This is a genomic window from Dyadobacter bucti (genome assembly GCF_005869225.1).
In the GTDB taxonomy this organism is placed as follows: domain Bacteria; phylum Bacteroidota; class Bacteroidia; order Cytophagales; family Spirosomataceae; genus Dyadobacter; species Dyadobacter bucti.
Map to the genome: position 1 here is coordinate 400906 of NZ_SWFP01000001.1, position 22555 is coordinate 423460.

At 48.2% G+C, this 22555-nt stretch carries 11 protein-coding genes; 10 read left to right on the top strand and 1 reads right to left on the bottom strand.

The window, feature by feature from the left end:
• Nucleotides 1-185 precede the first annotated feature (185 nt).
• From FBF61_RS01600 to FBF61_RS01615, 4 genes are all read left to right on the top strand, one after another.
• Nucleotides 186-797: an RNA polymerase sigma factor gene (locus FBF61_RS01600; protein ID WP_138475415.1), complete on the top strand. Its 612-nt coding sequence runs from the start codon at nt 186-188 to the stop codon at nt 795-797.
• 96 nt (nt 798-893) lie between these two features.
• Nucleotides 894-2000 carry a FecR family protein gene (locus FBF61_RS01605; protein WP_138475416.1) on the top strand — a complete coding sequence of 369 codons (1107 nt, stop codon included), beginning with the start codon at nt 894-896 and terminating at the stop codon, nt 1998-2000.
• Nucleotides 2001-2176: 176 nt separating this feature from the next.
• The gene (locus tag FBF61_RS01610) at nt 2177-5521 is read left to right on the top strand and encodes a TonB-dependent receptor (RefSeq protein WP_138475417.1); all 3345 of its coding nucleotides are present in this window, start codon (nt 2177-2179) and stop codon (nt 5519-5521) included.
• A 29-nt stretch (nt 5522-5550) separates the two neighbouring features.
• Nucleotides 5551-7071, top strand: coding sequence for a RagB/SusD family nutrient uptake outer membrane protein (locus tag FBF61_RS01615; protein ID WP_138475418.1), 1521 nt, complete (start codon nt 5551-5553; stop codon nt 7069-7071).
• A gap of 146 nt (nt 7072-7217) precedes the next feature.
• Here the strand turns inward: FBF61_RS01615 and FBF61_RS01620 are convergent, their stop codons facing one another.
• Nucleotides 7218-9812 (bottom strand): galactose oxidase, encoded by a 2595-nt coding sequence (locus FBF61_RS01620; protein ID WP_138475419.1) that lies wholly within the window; start codon nt 9810-9812, stop codon nt 7218-7220.
• A 248-nt stretch (nt 9813-10060) separates the two neighbouring features.
• Here FBF61_RS01620 and FBF61_RS01625 point away from each other — a divergent pair, with 248 nt between their 5' ends.
• From FBF61_RS01625 to FBF61_RS01650, 6 genes are all read left to right on the top strand, one after another.
• Nucleotides 10061-12310, top strand: a complete 2250-nt coding sequence (locus tag FBF61_RS01625) for a GH92 family glycosyl hydrolase (protein WP_138475420.1) — start codon at nt 10061-10063, stop codon at nt 12308-12310.
• A gap of 220 nt (nt 12311-12530) precedes the next feature.
• Nucleotides 12531-14969, top strand: a complete 2439-nt coding sequence (locus FBF61_RS01630; RefSeq protein ID WP_138475421.1) for a Kelch repeat-containing protein — start codon at nt 12531-12533, stop codon at nt 14967-14969.
• A 73-nt stretch (nt 14970-15042) separates the two neighbouring features.
• Nucleotides 15043-15993 carry an O-fucosyltransferase family protein gene (locus FBF61_RS01635; protein ID WP_138475422.1) on the top strand — a complete coding sequence of 317 codons (951 nt, stop codon included), beginning with the start codon at nt 15043-15045 and terminating at the stop codon, nt 15991-15993.
• A gap of 293 nt (nt 15994-16286) precedes the next feature.
• A complete protein-coding gene (locus tag FBF61_RS01640) occupies nt 16287-17297 on the top strand; it encodes a peptidoglycan-binding domain-containing protein (RefSeq protein ID WP_138475423.1) in 1011 nt (336 codons plus the stop codon).
• A 17-nt stretch (nt 17298-17314) separates the two neighbouring features.
• Nucleotides 17315-20038, top strand: coding sequence for a hypothetical protein (locus FBF61_RS01645; protein WP_138475424.1), 2724 nt, complete (start codon nt 17315-17317; stop codon nt 20036-20038).
• Nucleotides 20039-20072: 34 nt separating this feature from the next.
• Nucleotides 20073-22535, top strand: coding sequence for a hypothetical protein (locus FBF61_RS01650; RefSeq protein WP_138475425.1), 2463 nt, complete (start codon nt 20073-20075; stop codon nt 22533-22535).
• The last annotated feature ends 20 nt before the right edge of the window (nt 22536-22555 follow it).

Sequence of the window (22555 nt, forward strand, 5' to 3'; positions counted from 1 at the left end):
TCTTTTGCGTACTGCTTGTTGCAATTCGACTCCGTCAGTGTGACATATCCCAAAAAACATTTATCATTAATCACAGATAAAACTATAGATATGATAGTTTTTATACATTTGTAATATCGGTAAATATGCGCCGGATCTGTACAAAACGACGCATGAGATCCTTTTCAGCAGGTCACCTAACTTGAATGAAGCCTATCATCATTGATAATCACCAGGAAGACAGGGAGATAACGCTTTGGCGTGAACTGCTGGCCGGTAACGTGAGTTCTTTCGAACAATTGATTGACCGCACCTACGACCTGCTTTTTCAGTATGGGAACAAATTCTGCCGCGACCGTGAACTTGTAAAGGACTGCATTCAGGACATTTTTCTCGAAGTCTGGGAAAAAAGAAACGCGCTCAACCATAATATTCCCCCAAGGGCCTATCTGCTTGCATCCCTGCGCCGCCGCCTGCACCGGGTTACCCAGCGAAACCGTCTGCAGCCCGTCGAAGATTTCAGCCCGGAAGGTTCGCAGTTTGACGTCGAATTCAGCGCAGAATACCAATTTATACAAACCGAACAGGATCAGCAGATTGCCAGCCGGATCACTACATTGATGAACGAACTGCCTAAACGTCAAAAAGAGGCGGTTTATCTTCGGTTTTTCCACGATCTTGACCGCGAAGAAATCGCCGCTATCATGGACATTCACCCCCAGTCCGTTTCCAATCTTCTGCAGACTGCATTCAAATTCCTTAAAACACAGTGGAAAGCGATTATTTCCGTCGCCATTTTCTTCCGTTTTCTTGCCTGAAATTATCCTCAGGGAAATAATTTAAAAAAAAGGTAAAAAAATACAGTATCCGCCGCGATGCCTGGTCTAATGGTACTTGAATGATAACATTTCGCCATGGATCAATACCATAATTTTACTCTGGAGGAATTTGTTTGGGATGACTCTTTTCGCAACTGGGTACTGCGTCCGACCCGGGAAGACGATGAAAAATGGCAAACCTGGCTTGTGGAAAATCCCGAAAAAAAGGCCCTGATCGAAAGTGCGCGTCAGCTAGTCGCCGCCATTTCACCGAAGGAGGCTCCGTTGAGCAGTCAGGAAAAAAAGAGTGCAGTGAGCAGGATCATCAGCAGGTCGGCGGAAGAAGAGCTCCTTCCCTATCCTGCTGTCACACCCTGGTATGAAAAAAGCTGGCTGAGCATTGCTGCGACTGTACTACTGATGATCGGCCTGGGCTGGGGAATCTGGTTTAATAACCAGAGAACGGTGGTCGACTACGAGGAGCTGGTTGCTGCCTCTACTGATCAGCTGATGGAAAAAGTGAATAGCACGGGTAAGCCTCTTTCGGTGAAGCTGGAAGATGGGAGTACCGTGAAACTTAATCCGGGGAGCAGGATCAGCTATCCGGCCGGATTCAAGTCGGGGAAAAGAGAAGTTTACCTTTCGGGAGAGGCATTTTTCGATGTTGCCAAAGATCCGGCCAATCCTTTTTTCGTGTATGCCAACGAGGTGGTTACCAAGGTTTTGGGAACAAGTTTCTTTGTCCGTTCCTACACCAATGAAAAGGAGGTGTCAGTGGCAGTGAAAACAGGCAGGGTCGCCGTGTTCACCCGCAATGATCCGGCCCTGGACATCAAGAAGAACAGCAGGGAATTATCAGGTGTCGTCATTGAGCCCAACCAGCAGATTGTCTTCGTCCGGGAAACTGTAAAAATTACCAAAAGCCTGATCTCCAAGCCTGAACTACTCGAAAAAAGCACACTGCATCACAATTTTGAATTTGACGATGCCCCGGTTTCTGTGGTTTTCTCCACTTTGCAAAAAGCTTACGGCATTGAGATCATTTATGATAAAAACATCATGGATGAATGCCCTGTGACGGCCAAACTGACTGAATTATCGCTTTTTGAGAAACTCGATCTGGTATGTAAGGCTGTGGACGCCAGCTACGAGATGATCGACGGACGCATTATTATAGAAGGAAAAGGCTGCAAGATGAATTAAGAAAAAACCGGTAATGGTGGAACATTACCGGCCAGAGTGCCCCCAAGGTTTGCCGACCGGTTCATCTCACGGAAGTGAGATGCAGGGGGAAGTTTTATGTCAATATCCATAATTAACAAAAACCGTTCAAAACTATGAAAATACCGGTACAGTTCAACCATCAACTGTTAGTTCTTATGCGGATAGGTTTAACACAACTTGTTTTGTCAGTGTGGTTTATGTGTACGGCCGCCGCTGTCGATCTGAGGGCTCAGGAATTGTTGAACAAAAAGGTAAGTCTTGAAGCCCAGGACCAAGAAGTCAAAAAAGTGCTCAACCTGATTGAAAAACAGGCTGGTGTGCGTTTCATTTTCAGCTCAAAACTGATCCAGTCGGGCAGAAAGATCACAATCCAGAAAAGTAATCAGGAACTTTCGAAAGTACTCAACGATCTGCTGGTACCCCTCGGCCTGATGTATGAGGTTTCGGGTAAAAACATTGTGATCAAGCCGTCTGCGGCCAATGCCCCGCCCCCGGCCGGAGCGGAAGTTTCGCTGACACCCGGCTTTTCAAAACCGGCGGACATTGCGGTAAAAGGACAGATTATTGATGCGGAAACCAAAGATCCGCTACCCGGCGTGAATGTGCTGGTGAAAGGAACGCAGACCGGAACATCCTCGGACGCCAATGGCAATTACACGCTCAATATTCCCGATGCCAATGCTACTCTTGTTTTCAGCTTCGTCGGATATGAACCTACCGAAGTAAAAGTCGGAAGCCGGACCGAAATCAACGTTAGCATGAAAACGGATTTGAAATCGCTGGAAGAAGTGTTGGTTGTCGGTTATGGTACGGTGAAAAAAAGCGACCTGACCGGATCTGTTTCGTCCGTCAAAGCGCAGGAACTGACGGCTTACCCGGCTTTGGGTACCGTTCAGGCGTTACAGGGGCGTGCGGCCGGCGTGCAGATCCAGGCCAATAACGGCGAACCGGGATCCGCTTTCAAAGTAAGGATCCGCGGAGGTACTTCCATCAATGCCAGCAGCGATCCTATTTACGTGGTGGATGGCTTTGTGGGCGGAGCTTTGCCACCTCCGGAAGATATAGAATCCATTGAAATCCTGAAAGATGCCTCCGCAACAGCCATTTACGGTTCAAGAGGAGCAAACGGGGTAATTATGGTCACTACTAAAAAAGGTATGTCCGGAAAACCCAGAATTGAATTCAATACATCGTTTTCAACCCAAAAGGAAATAAACAGACTTGACCTTCTGAACGCGGAGCAGTTTCTTGAGTATGTTAAAGAGGTAAGGCCCAATATTGTGTCGCAGGGAGCAGATACCGACTGGCAGGACGAGATTCTTCGCAGGGGAGGCATCCAGAACCACCAGCTTTCTATCGCAGGCGGGAGCGACGCAGTCAAATATTATGTGTCAGGAGCCTATTATGACCAGAAAGGTATCATCCTGAACTCAGGGTTCAACCGGTTTTCGGTGACCAGCAATATCGATATCCAGGCAGCCAAAAGGTTAAAACTCGGGCTCAACCTGTTTGCCCAGCGGATTTCGAGAGAACAGTCCAGAACCCAGGAAGGGTCGAGCGGATTGACACCGGGGGTTATTTCTTCGGCATTCAAATTTGAACCTGACCAGCCGATCCGCGACGCAAACGGCCGGTTCACGGTGGCAAGGTTAAATGATCCGATCGATAACCCGTATGCAATTGCAACCCAGCTGGTAAACGAGTCGATCAACGACCGGATCCAGGGTAACCTTTATGCGGAATATGATATTCTGAAAGATCTGAAATTCAGGATTACGCTGGGTGCAACCACCAACAGTGGCCGCGTGGGGGCATTTACGCCCACGACGCTTAACGATGGAAGAAATCTGGGCGGTTCGGCTTCCGTGGATGGTTCAAAAAGCACTCTGCTCCTGAACGAAAACTATTTGACCTACACCAAAAAAATCGGCACAATACATGATATCTCGGCCATGGCGGGTTACTCCTATCAGACTTCGTCCAGCGAAGCATGGCGGGGAGCTGGCCAGTCGTTCATCACCGATGCTGTGAGCTACTGGAACCTCGGCGGTTCTTCCGTTTGGCAAAGCCCCACATCCGAACTTACCGAGTGGCAGCTTGCTTCCTACTATGCAAGATTTACCTATTCGCTGCTTGACCGTTATTTGTTCACCGCCAACATCCGCCAGGACGGGTCTTCCAATTTCAGCAAAAACCACAAGTGGGCGACGTTCCCATCGGGGGCGTTTGCATGGAAAATGTCGAGCGAGCCATTTATGGCAAATGTGACGGCCATCAGCCAGTGGAAATGGAGAGCAAGCTACGGATTGACCGGGAATCAGGCTATCGAGCCATATCAGACCATGTCGCGGTTCTCCAATGTGTATACCATCATCAACGGTGTGCCTGTCAACGCGGTCCGTCCGACTACTGTTGCCAATGATGACCTGACCTGGGAAACGACGCGCCAGTTTGATATCGGAACGGATATAAGCCTGCTGAACAACCGGTTGAACCTGATGGTAGATTACTACCGCAGGGTCACGAAGGATTTACTTTTCAGTGTTCAGCTCCCCCAATATTCAGGTTATACAAATCAGCTACAGAATATCGGCTCGGTTGAAAACAAAGGTTTTGAAATAACGCTCAACACCCGGAACCTGGTAGGCGCTTTCAAATGGAATACGGATATCAATTTTTCACTGAACCGTAACAAGGTGCTTTCGTTACCTGCGGGCACGGACATTATGTACGGATCGGGCCCAGGGCACCTTGTGGGACTTGGACAAACCCAGATACTGCGTGAGGGATACCCGGTTGGGAGTTTCTTCGGATGGATCTATGATGGCGTATATCAAAACGGTGACAGCTTCATTCCGGGAGGCGGATTTGAAACTTCCGCGGGAGGTGAAAAATTCAGGGATATCGATGGTAAAAAAGACGCCAACGGCCAGCTTACCGGTGAGCCCGACGGCATGCTGAACAGCGACGACCGCACCATTATCGGAAACCCGCATCCTAAGTTTACATGGGGTATGAACAATGATTTCAGCTGGAAAGGCCTCGATCTGAATGTTTTCTTCCAGGCTTCGCAGGGCAACGAAATGCTGAGCTACACCCTGATGGAACTGAACCTGCTCTCCGGGATCAACAACGCTACCACGGATGCACTGAACAGGTGGTCGCCAACCAATACCAATACCGATGTTCCCAAGGCACAGGCCGGCCGCACGAGGAGAGTTTCCACCCGCTGGATACAGGATGGCAGCTATATCCGGATGAAAAACGTGTCTCTTGGTTATAATGTACCAAAATCGGCTTTGGAAAAACTGAAGATCACAAAACTGAGAGTGTATGTGAGCGCCCAGAATGTCCTGACTTTTACGAAGTACAAAGGTTTTGACCCTGAAGTGAATTATTCTTCCGACGGAAATACCAACAGTAACCGTAACCTCGGGCTGGATTATGGCAGTTATCCCAATGCAAAATCGTACACAGTGGGTTTGAACGTAGGTTTTTAGGGATTTTGAAATCATTAAACAGAAGAAAAATGAAGCCTTTTATCAATAGATCTTTAATCCTCTCATTAACCGCCACATTCCTCCTGAGCTGTGCTGACCTGGACGAAAAGCCGGTGGGGTTACTCGCGCCTGAATCGTTATTCCGGACGACGAAAGATGTGGAAACTGCGATTTTCGGTGCTTATGGCTGGATCGCCAGTGAGCGCCTTTACGGCAGGCAGTTTGTGTCGGCCCTGATGCTGCGAAGTGATATGGAAGACATCGGAGATCGCGGAACGCCCGCTGAAAGACAGCAGGTTAACGATTTCAACATGGACGACAACAACAATATGGTCAACCAGTTCTGGCCCTATTGGTACCAGGTGATCAGCGCCACCAACGCGGCTATTTCGGGTGCGCAGAGTCTGGGATTACCGGAAAACTCGATCAACCCGCTGATCGCGGAAGCGAGGTTCGTACGTGCCTTCAGTTACTTTCACCTGGTGCAGGTATTCGGGGATATTCCTTACATCGACTATTTTATCAGTAATCCGGAAGCGGTAAAATCTATAACCAAAACGCCGGCGGCAACCGTTTACGCCGGCATTATCGCTGACCTGGAATATGCAAAACAATGGCTTCCCGACAAACAGCCTGGCGAAGTGAGAAGCCGTGCGTCCAAAGGAACGGCAGCCTCATATCTTGCATCGGTTTACCTCACTATGGCCGATTATCAGAAGGCATATACAGAAGCAAAATGGGTGATCGATAACAAAGACAGGTTCGGCTATGCATTGGAAGCTGATTTCCAGACATTGTTCAAAGCACCTCAGGCCAACAATATAAAAGAACATATTTTCGACGTCGATTTTCTGGGCCTGCAGAGCGGCGCCGGTGGTGCGAATGACGACATCATGGCGCCTATGACGGGCGTGCGGGGAGCTGATGCGCCTAAAAGCGGATGGAGCGTCATCGTGCCGTCCCTCAAAGTTTACAACACTTGGGATGCACGGGATTATCGGAAAGAAGTAAGCTTCGACGATTCGGCGATGGTGGCAGGCAAGCTGGTGCCGTATACAGAATTTTCAAACACAAAAAGGCCGCATATCGCCAAATACGCGAGATTTGCCGGTAACTCCAATTCCGAGGGCCGCTATTCGGATCAGAATTATTCGGCTATGCGTTATGCCGAGATCCTGCTGATCGCAGCGGAAGCATCTGTGGAGGTGAGCGGGCCGACCGCTGAGTCAATAGGATACATCAACGAGATCCGTGCGAGGGCAAGGAACTGGGCTGGAAGACAAACTACCTTTCCTGCAAATGTGCCGGCCGGCCTGACCAAAACGGCTATGATCGACCTGATTATGGAAGAAAGAAGGCTCGAACTGGCCTTTGAATATAAACGCTGGTACGACATCAAACGCAGGAACCTGGGCGAAAAAGTCTTCCTCGGTCCCGACGCTATGGAACCGCAACCGAATTTCAATCCGGCCCGCGATTACCTGATGCCGCTGCCCCGCGTAGAACTTCAGGTGAACCCCAACCTAGGTCCGCAGAATCCGGGGTATTGATGGTCTGATTACATTTCTCACAACTAACCTAATCCCCTTCTCCCATGCCAGCCTTCGGGCTGGCCGGGAGAAGGATTTTTTATATATGACAGTCAATAGGTTAGCGTAGTTTGACGTAGTTTTCAACTCCGCCAAACCGCGATGCCTCACGAGTGCAAAACCTCCGGCATATCCTTCTGAAATTCCTCTCCGTAAATCCGCCGGTACTCTCTGGAAAAATTCTCCAGTGCAGTCTTGGCCATCGAATGCTTGCCGAGATGCGCAAAGGCTTTGCACTTGATCGTCATCGCCTCTTCGTTCACGGGATCAAAATAAAAGATGTAATTGGCCAGCTTGATCAGGAATTCAGGATCGTCGCTGATACTTACCGACGCTGCATAACGCAGATAGGCATCCACAATTTCATTGGAAGTTTCGGATTTGAAGCTGTCCAGCCATTCATAATCCAGGTCGGACAAAAAGCTGCCGCGCTTGGTGATATTAGACAACTCCGTAATATCCTGCTTGCTCAATACCCTTTTGTCCGCAACCAGATTCAAGTAATCTGCATAATCGATCGTGATTTGCCCATAATCCACATTGATCTTCCAATAACCTGTTTCCTTCGAGATATGGCAGTATTTCAGTTTGTCCAATATCCCTTTTAGTTTGGCTATATTCACCGACCGGTTGTTACGCGCGCTTTCGGATGGTTTGTCAAACCACAACAGCTCTTTCAGCTTTTCGGAACTGATACCGTCACGCCTGATGGAATAAAGCAGGATCACCAGAAAAAGCTCTTTCAGCAAAGGCGTGAACAATTTTGCGATCTCATTACCCTGTTCGTCAAACAGCTGCAGATTCCCGAAAAGCATGATACTGTTATGCGCAGGCGCTTGTTTAGCATCCGGTGTCCTTTCGGGTGCGTCCGTGGTACTGGGTGATCCGGCTGCCGAAATGTTAACGGGGACCGGTGCCTCGGCTGGTATCTTGGAAACTGCGGCTTCATCCTTGCCCGGAAGCCTTTTCCGGTTTTTAATTTTGTATTGATATACCAAAAATCCGCCCGCCAGGGCAAGAAATGCCACGATCATCCATGTCAAATTTCCCGGTTTTGTCTCCGCTGTGCTCACAAGCATACTGGCGTCCAGCGGAGGGGCATAGAGCGAATAAACCGAAATAATTGTCTGTTTTTTTTCATTCCTGAAAGAAGTTACTGCAACAAACCGGCTGGTTGCCTGATCATAGAACAGATCTGCAAATGATTCTGTGTCAATAAACTGGTAGGGTATTTTGGAACCTACCAACTGATACTCCGGGCTTGTCAGTGAGCCGCGCACGAGTTGCAGCTGGGAACTGAACTTGTCTTTCGGAAAGATCAGCGCAAAGAACGTCTTCGCCTTTTCGTTCACAATCATAGAGTTGGCAAATACGAAATCTTCTTCGGGAATTTTCAGGTTATACACCTTTTTAAAAGTGCCTGTTTTGGTATCAAAAAACAGCAGGTCATACCGGTTGCCAGGGTTAAGGATCTGTTGCCCGGTCGTACTTCCATATCCCCCTATCAGGTAGGCTCCGCCGGTCGCCCTGCCCAGAGCCGCCAGATATCTCGGCGTAAAAACAGAATCCTTTCTGATCAGGTCTGTCCATTTTCCGGTTGCCAGGTTATATTTGTGAACGTTGCCCTTGTAACGAAGGTGGCCGTAACCGCCCAGGATATAGATCGATGAATCTTCCGCAGAATAGAATTTATTGGCGTGTAAAAAATGCGTCTTCGAGGAAGAATCCACCAGACTTTTATTCCACTTTCCGGTTTTCAGATCCAGGGACGAAACCTGTTTTTCATTGATGTAAATGTTGTGGATCTTCCCGTCAGATCTTTCATAAAGCACCTGATTATCCACGAAAAGCGCCTGTTTACCCGACTTGTAAACCACGCGGTTAGCTCTGTTCGAAAGTATGCTGTACGTTATCAGCGAGTCGTTGCACACGATCTGAACCACCCCATCAACCTGATTGCTGGTTATCCTGGCAGGGCCATTCACCACGAAAGTCCTCAGCGGCTGCCATTCATAATGCAATTTTTTGATCCACAGCGGGTTGAAGATCAGCCCGTCGGCCCCGGAAAGCCGCTCAGGTGCAGTGTTCCCTTCAATCTCGTCCAGCGGAAAGTAATATGTCCGTTTGTCATCTTCACGGATCTCAATATTCCGGATCTTCATCGGCGGAACATCCGTTGTGTTGAAATTCTTGTATTTATTGGTACCAAACAGCATTTTAAACCGTCCGGCCTGGTCGAGGTTCAGCGACTGGGTGAAACTTTTAGAGCCGCCAAAAACTGTGATCGTCTTTTTTTGTTTGTTGAAAATGAGCCGGATCTTGTTCCATTTTTTATAAAGCTGTTCACCGGGAATATCAAAGGCGATTCTGGAAAACTCGTCCCCGACGATCACTTTGAAATGGTCATCCTTTAAAAGAGAATTGTCGTAGAGGATATCAATGTTTTTCTTGTCGTTTTCGATCAGTCTGAGGATGTAGCCAAAGTAGGTTTTCTTGCCTGGTAAAAAAGCTATTTCAAAAGAAACTTCGAAATCACCATTAAACTGGAACGTACCTTCCGGGCTCAGATCGAGGCCCGTCCTTTTGTCCTGTACAACGTCAAAACTTTCAAAACCCAGCCCATAAGATTGCCCGAGGCAGACATTGTAAATGCTGAAATGAAATAATGTTATGATTAAAATAAAGCGGCTACAGAAATTCATGGGGTCGGGCTAATAGTGGGGCAGTCTTTTTTAACAATTTGGTACAAGTATAATTAATGGATGAAAAACCTAGATTCATCCTTTCTGTTAACCAATTATTAAGTTTTTTTTAAGCATGTTTTACTTTCTTGCCCTTCCATTTATCAAAGGAAGGCATTACCGGATACATTTAAATATAATACAGCATTATTTAAATTAAAAATAGCACAGACCGGCACATCTCGTAACCGTATATCTTAAAACAATCCATGCTGAGCAGACCTACAATATTTCTATTTGTTTTTTTCGTTTCCATTCTCACGCCGGCGCTCGCACAGACGATCACTAAAAACAGCACCGGCGGCAATCTCGGTTACATTGACCCGCGCATAGGCAACGTCGGCCAGCTTCTTGAGCCAACCCGGCCGACGGTTCAGCTTCCCAACCAGATGATCCGCATGGCGCCGATCCGCGCCAGTTACCTCGACGACCAGATATCAAGTTTTCCACTTACGATCGTTTCCCATCGCCTGGGCGAAGCGTTTTCCATAAAACCTTCCGTACAGCCCGTTCAGGCCGATAGCTGGGATCAAAAACTAGCTTATGACCACGATCTGGAGATTATCAGGCCTTGGTACTACAATACGTATCTGATTGACGATGAAGTAACTGTTGAATATGTGCCCGGCAAGAAAACCGGGATTTTCAGCTTCGATTTCCCGAAAGCAGGCGGGAAAAGCATCCTCTTCGGACTCTACAACAACGGAGAAGGTTCCTGGCAGTTTAATGAAGGGAAGGAAATTGTAGCTACCGAAACCTGGGCCGGCGACGTCAGGATCTATCTGTACGGAGTTTTCAACGAAAAAGGTAAAGCTGGCACGCTGAAAGGCGGAAAGATACAAACCGACCAAAATGTTAGCGGCGCCAATACCAGGGCCTGGATCAGTTTTCCGGACAATAAAACCGGAAAAATCGAATTCAGATATGCGATATCATTTGTATCGGCTGAACAGGCGCGCAAAAATTTCAACAATGAGCTTCAATCCACAGATCTTGAAGCATTGAAGAAAAGCGGCGAAAATGCCTGGTCGAAAGTGATCAATCAGATCCGTGTCGAAGGCGGTACCGAAGCCCAGAAAAGAACTTTTTATACATCACTGTACCGGACATACGAGCGGATGGTCGATATCACCGAAGGAAACCAGTATTACAGTGGTTTTGATAAAAAAATCCATCAGACAACCCGCCCGTTCTACGTCGACGACTGGACATGGGACACGTATCTGGCACATCACCCGCTGCGAATGATCCTGAACCCCGCCCAGGAAGAAGATATGCTTGAATCATTCGTGGAAATGTACAGGCAAAGCGGCTGGGTGCCTACTTTTCCGGTGCTGTTCGGGGATCACGCCTGCATGAACGGATTTCATTCCTCCATTGTATTTCTGGACGCTTACCGAAAGGGCTTACGAAAATTTGATGTAGCAAAGGCATATGAAGGCATGGTCAAAAATGCAAATGAGGCTACTATGCTGCCCTGGATGAACGGGCCGAAATGTGAGCTTGATGATTTCTATCTGAGCAAAGGTTATTACCCGGCTCTGGGAAAAAACGAAAAGGAAACCGTAAAACTGGTAACTCCTTTTGAAAAACGGCAGGCTGTAGCGGTAACACTTGGCGGCGCATACGACGACTGGGCCGTGGGCGAGCTGGCCAAAGACCTCGGCAAAACAGCCGATCACAGGACATTCAGCGCACGCGGGCTCAATTATAAAAACCTGTGGAACAAAGAGCAGAACATGTTCATTCCCAAAAACAGCAAAGGCGAATGGATACAGATAGACCCGAAATTCGACGGTGGAATGGGCGGCAGGGATTACTATGACGAAAACAACGGCTGGACTTACAAATGGCAGGTGCAGCATGATATCCCCGGCCTGATCGGTCTGATCGGCGGAGAAAAGAAGTTTGAGGAAGACCTCGACCAGCTTTACCGGGAAGGACTGGGACGGAGTAAGTACGAGTTCTGGGCAAAATTCCCCGATGCTACCGGCCTCGTTGGGCAGTACTCCATGGGCAACGAGCCGAGTTTCCATATTCCTTACCTCTACAATTATACCTCGCCCTGGAAAACCCAGAAACAGATCCGCTTTTTGCTGGATGTATGGTTCAAGGATAATATTTTTGGTATACCGGGCGATGAAGACGGCGGTGGCATGACTGCTTTTGTGGTATTTTCTTCCATGGGTTTTTACCCGGTAACACCCGGAAAGCCGCTTTATACAATCGGCAGCCCGGTATTTGAAAAGGTAACAATTGACCTTCCAAACGGGAAACAATTTACGATGGAAGCTAAAAACTGCTCGGTTGTAAACAAATACATTCAGAGCGCCCGTCTCGACGGAAAACCTCTGGACACGCCTTGGTTTACCCACGAACAATTAAACGACGGCGGTAAGCTGGAACTTGAAATGGGGCCCAAACCAAACAAAAACTGGGGAGCTGCTATAAAAAACTAAAATAAGCTTTTTGCTATTGGCACTTACTGTGAGGCAGCCGAGCGTTGCGCGGTTCCGCAATCCTTCGATTGCCTCACGGCAGGGCGTCCAAAATAGTCCTTAGATCGCAAGTAACTGTAAAAAACTATACCCAGTTTTGCGGCACGTTCGCTTCCGAAGTGACTGGCACAAATTTGATGGTTAATTTGTAAAATTAATTCATCTAACCGGCCGGGTCAATATGATAACTTCATCTACATTTTCTCTTTTTTTTCCCAAAATCCAATATCTGTCGCTTGCAATTTTTCTGGCAATGATCGCGGCGGATCGCGGGCATGCGCAAAACTGTTTTCCGATCAGTCACCTCCCATGTGAGAACGTGTGTGTGGAACTCCCCTACTCTCTTTCATTCGGTAATTCCATACCCAATACGATTTCCGACAGTGGAAATCTGGGAACGGGATTTACAATGGTACAGAATTATTCGGGGACCAGACATGTAAACGACAGCGAGCCGGCTGATGCTAATTTACCTGGCTACCTTGCTTCGAAACTAGCACTGACGGCTGGAACACTTCAGATCACTACCAACAAAGGCCTCAACTTTCAGACGTCCAACAACCTCATCAATGCATTGGGCGTGGAAGTTCGTACGGATGAAAAAATACAGATTTCAGCGCAGGTGATCAATCCCTATAATGGTGCGCTGGATGAGCAGGCGGGTATATGGTTTGGCCTGAATGACAAAACGTTCCTGAAACTGGCGATCAGCAAAAACAGGGTGGAGCTCAGGAGGGAAATCGACGACATATCCAGCACGTCGACAGCAACTACCAACCCCGACCAGCGACGGACCGGTACGATCAATGGCTTGAACACAAAAACCGTTTATCTCAGGCTGGTCATCGATCCGGTTTCCAATACAGCGACAGGTATGTATTCGACAGATGGAGGCACCTCATACAGCAACGCCGGAGCCGGTTATCCGTCGCAGGAAATCAGCATTGCGGGAACAGGCCTTACCGGCAGCAAAGCACATGCAGGATTGTTTGCCTCGCACCGCAACGGTACCACGCCTGTGACCTACACTTTCGATAATTTCGAAGTACGCAAATCAGTACAGTTCAAATATCCGGCATACACCATGACATTGCCTGAAACCTGGACCCCGGGTACATCCACAGGCACCTTATCTGCCACTTCTGCGGAGGGCGGAAGTATTGTTTACAGTATTAAAAGCGGCAATACAAACGGCACTTTCTCCATCCACCCGACGACGGGCGTACTTTCTCTGATCAAAAAACTAAATCACCATACACAGTCGATATACAACCTGACGATGCAAGCAGTAGCGGGCCAGGCGATCGGTACGGTGCCGATGAAAATTACTGTAATCAGTAGTCCTGCAGCCGATTTTCCGACTGTGAACTGGTCCAAGGTTGCCAACCAGCCTTACAAAGTCAGTGAGGCGCAGGGCGAGGTGGTCAACGAAATGCTGTACACTTTTGGCGGTTTTGACAGCCAGAAAACCGGTTTTACCCCTACCAAACGGAGCTATGTTTATAAACCTGGGCCGAATACCTGGACCGCAATTGCAGATCTGCCTTTTACCCCCAATGGTTCGAACTTCGGAGGGATCACCCACGCCGGGATTACCAATGACGGCACGGACATTTATATCGCAGGCGGCTACACGTCCAACGCTGCAGGTACCGGCCAGGCTTTCGGAACACAGCAGGTATGGAAATACAATGTGGCGGCCAACAATTACACCAGGCTGCCCGACCTGCCGATCAAAATCGCGGCCGGACAAATGGAATACCTGAACGGCAGACTTCACCACATTGCAGGTACCAATGCGGCCAGGACGCATGATCTGGGAGATCATTACGTACTGGATCTGGGCAATCTTGCGGCGGGCTGGAAAACGCTTTCGCCATTACCAAATCCACGTCAGCATGCCGGATCTGCCGTCTACGAAGGGCATATCTATTACATCGGCGGACAGCGCGGACATGATGCGCATCTGGTTACGCTGAAAGATGTGCACAGATATGATGTGCAAACCGACACGTGGACAAAAATGACCGATTTGCCTGCCCCGGAAACCTATGGGCGCGGGCATATTTCATCAGCGACTGTTGTCATGGGAAACAGGATCATTGTGATCGGGGGCGAAGTAAGACAACACATCCAATGCGCACTGGTGTCCGCGTATTCTCCGGCAACAAATACCTGGACAGAGCTGACGCCTATACCCGAAGCACGCTTCTCGGGCGTATCGGCTGTTTTAAATGGAAACCTGTTCTACACCGGCGGCTCGAAGACCAATACTACCTTTAAAGGTGTGCCCGCTAACCCGGCTGCGAGACTAGCCGCCGAGAGTCATGGTACGATTTTCCCGGATCAGTTTTTATCTAAAAAAATAACAATTTTCCCCAATCCCGCGAGAGGCCGTAATGTGTTCATGAAACTGGAAAATTTTGAAAAAAATGAAAAAGTAAAAATCTCCGTCCTGGACAGCGAAGGAAAGCTGGTACTGGCAAAAAGTTTCGACACCGATGAAAAGGGAAGCACGTCGGCAGATATGAACGGTCATTTACCACTTTCAAAAAATACCTATATTATCAGGGCCGATGCTCCTTCGGGTTTCTGCATGGGCAGACTGGTTGTAGACTGACCGAATAATTAATCGTTCTTGCATCCAATCCCGGCACCCTATATCTTTCGGTCATACAGAAATACATCCTGGTATGACCGGAAGAAACAAAATAGTATTGCTCCACTGGAACGGACGCTTTGGCAACCGCATGTTCACGTATGTTTTTCTGAGGCACTATGCTGAGAAATTCAAACTGGACATCTGGGTGCCTTCAAACTGGGAAGGCGATGTGCTGTTCGAGGATACCGGATGCAAAATCATCGACGACGACGAGCTGCGGCTTTACCTTAACCAAACTATCCCCGAACTGGACAGTCTCGACGCCAGGCTGGCTGCGATCAACAGGTATAACCAAAAAAACGGCGACACTATCTCGTACATGAACCCTGACGATCCGGGCCAGTTCGGAAGGATCAATGTGTGCATAGACAGCCTTGCCTGCTACCACGACTCTATTTTCAGGCATTATTCGCGGGATAAGATCTTAAATAACTATTGCAGATTCTCCGATAGTATAACCGGATCGGAACTCTATAAACGCATGCAGGCCCGCCAGGGCACCTACCACATCGCCCATTTGAGGCGTGATGATATCGTTAACCCGGAGATTACCAGTAACCAGGGATATTCTGTCATTTCCCGGCAGTCGTATGAAAAGGCGTTTGTAAAATACGGCTATGATCCCGAAACCGTGGAATGGGTGACCGACGACAAAACCGGTAACTGGGGCATTATTTATCCCAAATATGAGGACAACTGGCGCTACCCGGAAGGTTCTCAGCATTATCAGGAGATCATATTCTCCTGGTTTCCGGATTTTTTAAAGCTGATGTTCGCCAAAACTATTTTCAGGGCAAATTCATCATTCAGCTGGTGGGCCTCTTTTCTGAGCAATGCCAAGGTGTACTCGCCCAGGTTGCATACCCGCGTGCTTTTTCATCAGACCGGCCAGGAAACAGACTTTGAATTTGAAGAGGGAAACCATCCGCACTGGCTTTGCATTTACGGCCAGGACCAATGCGATGACATTATTATCAAATAAAAACAAAAATTTTTTTTGCGTTTTTAAAAGACTGTTTCCGGTTTCTACAAATACACCCCTTTGGACACCAAAAAAATAAATTATATAACTATTCCTAGAAGATAGGTTATAAGTTATAATGCTTGGTTATAAAGCCCGATTTGGGTTGTACAACCAGTTCTACAATAGCACCCCGGGAGGCGTACCGCTAAATAAGAAACACTCCTAATGCAGTGATTTTCACTATATAATAGTTGACTCCGTTAAAATAGCTCGTTATATTTATCATATTAATTCCATAAAAGCTCCAATTTATGAAAATTGACAGCTCCACTTTATCCGCACTTTGTGACGAATTTTGTTATGTCACCGGAGAGGACAAAATCATTATATTCGGTGTTCGCGGAAGTTTGCCCCTGGACGCTCAAAAAGGCGATTTTGACGCAACTTCGGGGTTTCGTGAAGGGTATGAAACAGGGTATATGAAGCTAAATTACACGACGAGCCGTTGCACCGTCGGATTGTGGGATAAAGAGAACCATAAAATTGCATTATTCCCCGGAAGCACTGTTCCGTCCAAACGGTACCTTCTCAGGAATAAGGCAGCCCTCAAAACATTCAATATACTGTCGCCCGGAAAGTACGAGTTGAAAAAAGGTATACACCCAAGAGAGAAAGACGCATATCAGCGGCATGAGGCGCTCCTGATGGATGATTATGGGCTGATCAGCATCCCGGAGGTGAGCATTGCCGGAGGCAGGCTGAAATTCGGGCTAAAACAGGCGCAAAACAAAGTGATGCTGGCCGGCGACAACCTCCACGCCTCCCGAACGGAACCACGTGGCATATTTCAGGACGAAAACCAAAAGTGCCTGGCAGCACTGAATATGCATTTCAGCAGCTCCGGCTGTATCACAATAGTCGGGCAGCCAAAGGAATATGTCAGCAGCCAACAGAGTGACGGGCCATGGAACAGCTGGATGCGTTTTCAAGAACTTTTAAAAAAAGCGAATGTCTCGAAGGCCGACAAATTCAGTTTCTTACTTTTCAATTATGCTGATTTCAGGAGGGGTCGAAAAAATCGGGATCCTTTGCCGATCCGCTACGGAGCGTCGGGAAACGATGTCAGGAAAATTCAACGTATACTAACAACAGTTAGCAATATCAAAAAATCTTCCGCCTATTATTCAGGCCCGGAAAACGGGCTTTTCACAGAAGAAACGGTGGTGTCTCTGTTGGCATTTCAGGAAGATTTTTTTACCGGCAAAGGCAATCATCCATCAGACCTTTCAGGCTTTTTCAGGAACACAAGACATTTTATGTAACGCTAAAAAATAAGAATATGCTATCAACTGACCATGTCCAGATCAAAAAGGGTATTACGATATACCGTGATTTTCAGAATCCGAACCAGTACTACTATCTGCCTTCCGAAAAAGTAAAAATTGCGAATAATGGAAAAGGCATCCAGTTTGTGGCTTACATAGACGGTGAAGTGCTGGAAGGGACCGACCCCGAGTTCGACAAAGACCTGGACCGTGAAGGCGGTTTTCTGACGCTGGAAGTAGAGCTAGGCCCGTCGGAAGATGAAATTGAAGCTTTGAGGTCGGAGCTGGAATCATCCGGCGGAGGGGAAGTGCAGCTTGCTCAGGTCCCTTTTAAAGACGGGGCAGTTAAGCTGGTGATGTTCGGCAGTACCGGCGGGGATGCCAACCCGGCTGTCGACTTTACGGTGGCGGGATCGACAAAGCCCGCCATGCTGGGAAAACAAACCGCCGTTTTCTCCCTGCAACTGGGTGGAAAAGAAGCGCAGATCATGTGGGCACTTCTGAAAAAAGGTTCTCAAACCCAGGTCGGCGTGGTTTATGACCTGGAATACCTGGGTGTTGCCCCAGCTTACCATCTTGAAATTACAGTTGATTTTAAAGCTACCGAAGAGTTTTGGCAACATCATATCGATGCCGATTTCAACCTGGACAGCGGCAATCTTAAGATCGTTTCCAACAATGACATTGACCTGATCATGCGTGATCTGGTCAATACGGGAGCTATTACGGTGAAGGAAATAGATTTTACCGGCACTGGTACCGGTTCGGGGCCGCTGGGTTCCGACGATCCCAATGCGATGAAACTTGTGAGGGAGCTTTTATCCCCTACGCTCTTTGACGCAACCGCCATACCCAGAGAAGATTACAACGTCCTGGGCAGCACATTGCCCAGCCAGAGAGACGGTGGCGGAACCAACACGCCAACACGGACGCAGGCCGCTACGCCAACACCCACACCAACAACGCCGACGACGCCGACAACCCCAACGACGCCCAGGCCCGTCACTACACCCGCTACAAACAGCCCGACGCCAACAGCCACGGCTACACCAACCGTGACAACTACGGCTACCGGAACAACAACCGTTACACCATCAAGAACTGAAACCCCGCCAAGTAACGACGGTGTTACTCCGGTGCCCACGCCGACACCCGAGCCGCCTCCAAGAATTACACCCACAACAACTATTACCACACCGACGCCAACAACGCCGACAACGACCATTACTACGCCGACACCAACCACGCCGACAACGACCATTACCACACCGACGCCAACGACACCAACGCCGACTACCCCCACAACAACGACCCCGACCCCGACCAATACGGTACCGGAAAGAGTTGAGACAAAGATCAATATCAATGCCGGCTATTCGCTGAAACACCGGTCGATATCGCAGGAAATGAAACGGACGTACATCTTTGACAAGGCGGAAGCCAAAAGCAACGTTTACCACCCCGCAAGTGCGCTGACGCTGGAAGGTACTGATTTCGATGCTGACAAGCAGGTAATGCTGGTCCGGCTGGGCGACGGTCCGTTTAAAGAAATAACCCTGGAGATCAGGTCGGCCCTGGATTTTGATGAATTCCAGATCACCGAGGCCATCGTGCATATCTCGTACGGGTTCGCAGGGGCTCAGGGCGATAAGTCAAAAAGAAAACTCAACGAAAGCATTGCGGTAAGCAATAACGTGCCCAGAAAAGCGATCCGTTTCTTCGTCGACGATTTCGGGACATTGACCTACGACTACTATGTTGAATTCATTCACAAAGCGGGTTCCATTATCGGCAGCCATGAAACAAAGATCAAGTCGCGGGTTTTCGAAAACGTAACTGAAAAGGACATTGCCGTGAACATTTCGGATCATTCGCCTTTGATACCCGTTGAAATCCAGCCGGGAAATCTTGTTTTCTCAAATGACGGTATCCAGTCTGTACAGGTATTTGTAGCCCCTGCAAAAGACATGAATGGAAGGACGACCATTTTCAGGCAGGATAACACTTTATTACAGAAGTTCCTGATCTTCCCGGCCGCCCCCAACAAGTATCAGTATTTTAAACGTCAGGAGTTTTTCTTCAAAGACGATTCGATACAGGAAGAATTCCCGGAACAAAAAGATTCGCAGGTCATTGTCAACAGTCCGAGAACCGGAGTGCTGACCATCGCTCCGATCGTGCGCGATAAGATGAACATCATTGCCAAGGCGATTGTCCAGATCAGCTTCACCAATATTGAAGGAGAAGTTCTTGCCAAATCCCTGGTGATCAACCCGATGAGCAACGATGCGGTTCAGCAAAGTTTTTCCATAGTACTCGAAGACGACGAGCCCAGAATATGGAGAGCTACCACCCAGTTCCTGCTTTCCAACGGGGAGATCGTAAACGGCAATGAACAGGAGTACAACACGGACACGCCTGCGATCAGTCTGGAAAACTGCGGGCTGCGCGTATTGAAACTATTCACCCTGCTTGGTGCCTCAACCTTTGACGGCACGATCGCCGCAATAGAAGTCCAGTTTTTCGACAATGAGGGAGAAGCAGGAGCTGTGCCGCTGGAAACCGTACTGCTGAGGAAATTGAAAATTGAGGAAGTAGTCGTACTGGCAAATGTCGGCATTGCGGACCCGCTCAGTGCGGTTGCCCATATCTTCCGTACCAATGGCACCGAAGAAACGCTCAACCTTGTGATCCCCGCAGGCCTTGACGAGATCATGCTAAGAATTACCAATATCTAAAAATTCAACACTGTTCACTTAAACTTTTTTTATTATGTTAATGCTATTCCCCACCGTTAAAGTCCCTGGTTTAGACGATATTGAAATTTTCAGAGATCACGAGAAAAGCGATACATTTTACGCACTGAGAGGACGTCCGAAAATCGCCATCGATACGGACGGTAACCCCCAGATGTCATTCAACTTTTTTTCCAGAAATGCTGATATTGCCTACGCCAGCAGTGCCAACAAGGAACTGGTGGAAACACAGCTCGGCCAACTCCTCTTAACAGTGGACTTGTCCGTAACAGAGGAAGAACACAACAAAATTACCGAATACCTCAGCTCCCTGCTCGCTAAGCCTGCTTCCCGCTTCGTTCGCTTGTACGGGCTCCTGGCTAAAAGACCGGGCGTAATGCTGACGCCGGGATCAAACAAACCAGTGATCAAGCTGGGCACACCCAATACCTGGAAAGAAGGCACCGCCAAGCTGGAAATACTGGAGGGTCTGGGTGATACATTTAAAAAATCGTCGAGCGCGGAAGTAAAACCTTCGCTGATCGGTTCAAATTCGGCTTCATTTTATGCAACTTTGGGCATCGAAGGCTCCCAGATTTATTATGATGCGCTGACGCAGGGTTACTCAGGCGACGGCGAAGAACTGACCCCTCTGCAGGCTATTGTGCGGTACGACCTTTCTGGTTTCGCTTTCGTCCCGAACATCGAGGCAAAGGTCTGGGCAAATTCCACCCAGATGTACAGTTACATGGAAACATTTTCGGAAGATTACCGGAAAGAAAACAGAGGCTATACAAAAACCACCCACAGCCCAGGAAAAACGGTCCGCATTGATGCGAGAAGTGTTACCGCCAGCAAATATGACATTGCTTCGCTGATTGAGGAAATGATCGACAAAAAGGTGATCAACATCGAGATCACGGATTTTGGCGATGTAGCCGCCAACAGCGCCGACATCAAAGAACTGGAAAGCAGCCTGCGGTCTTCACTGATGGATACCATCATGAGTACGATCATCCCTAATTTCTTCGAATCGGCTTTTATCGGAAAAGAAGAAGGGACGGCAGCCGATGGAACCCCGCTGAAACCCAATCCGGAAATGGGCGTAACAGACGCGGAAAGGACCAAACCTACCGTGGACACCTATTATTCCTTTAAAAACAATGTCGACAAGAAGCAGGTCAACGAACTCAATTTCAGCTTCAAAAAGAACGGTACCGTTGAATTCCGCAGGTTTCCGAATGCCACACTGAGCACGCAGCTCACAAAAGAGCAGCGTGAAAAACTGATCAAGCACATTGATGTAAGCAGCCCTGAAGTACAGATACTGACTGTCCAGATCGGCGTGAACGCCGATTTCAAAACTGATAATATCCATAGCATCATCGTGAACATCTCGTACAGCCAGCGGGATTTCAAAAGCGGCGTTGTGAGGGAAAGCACCAAGTCATTTATGTACAAAACCGGCGAAGAGATCAATACTTTCCGGGTAACCATGGCCAGAAATGAAAAGGGTGAACTCATCGATTTTTACAATGTGGTTGCAAAGATCTCTTACATCGGAACTGCGGATTCTCCTCCGGAGATAAAACTTGACAAGATCAGCGACAGGTCCCTTGTTATATCGTACGACAAACTTGGCTTCGTCACCGTGAACTGCATCGCCAATGATATCGACTGGACGGTGATCAGGGAAGCGGTAGTGAGTCTTGAATATCCGCACGTTCCAGGGAAACCCGATACTAAAAAAGACATCAGGCTTACCCAGCAAGCCCCGACAGGCAACTGGCGCTGCTACATGTACGGGAATTCGAACAAAACTTACAAGTATAGCGTCCGGTACAACCACATAGACGGTTCAGAAACCCAGGGCCCGGAAAAAACAGACAGCCGCGACACGCTGATGGTGGACGATCTCCTGACCGGACGTGTGAAAGCATCCTTCGACGTGATCCTCAATACTGATACGGTAAAAGCAGCCAAAGTGGAAGTATTGTATGAAGATCCGGCATTCCATATCAAAGAAGAACATGCGCACTGGTTCAAAGATACTGAAACCTGGGAATGGGTGATACGGCTGACGGAAGGAGCGTCCGAGAAATTCAAGTACCGGTACTTTGTCGAATACATCGACGGCCTGCTGTATACGTCACCCTGGACAGAGGCCAATTCTGACGAAGACATCAATCCTATCAACCTGAGACGTCATAAAAAGAAACTCACCATTGACGGTTCGTCATTGAACTGGACGCAATGGGCGGCGGTCCTGGTGACGATCACATACAGCGAGCCTGAGAAAGATTATTTTATCAGCGAGACAGTCAAGATCGATTCGGAGCAGAAGAAATATGATTTCAATGCACTGGCATTTACGGCAGCCGGTCTCCCGTTCAAATACGCCTTGCAGTTTGAAAAAGCAGCGGAGGGATCGGATTCTGTTTTGGTCGAAGAAAAGGATATCACATCCGGATATCTGCTGCTGAAAGCCCCTCAGGCCTGATCTCCCTTATTGTTTTAACA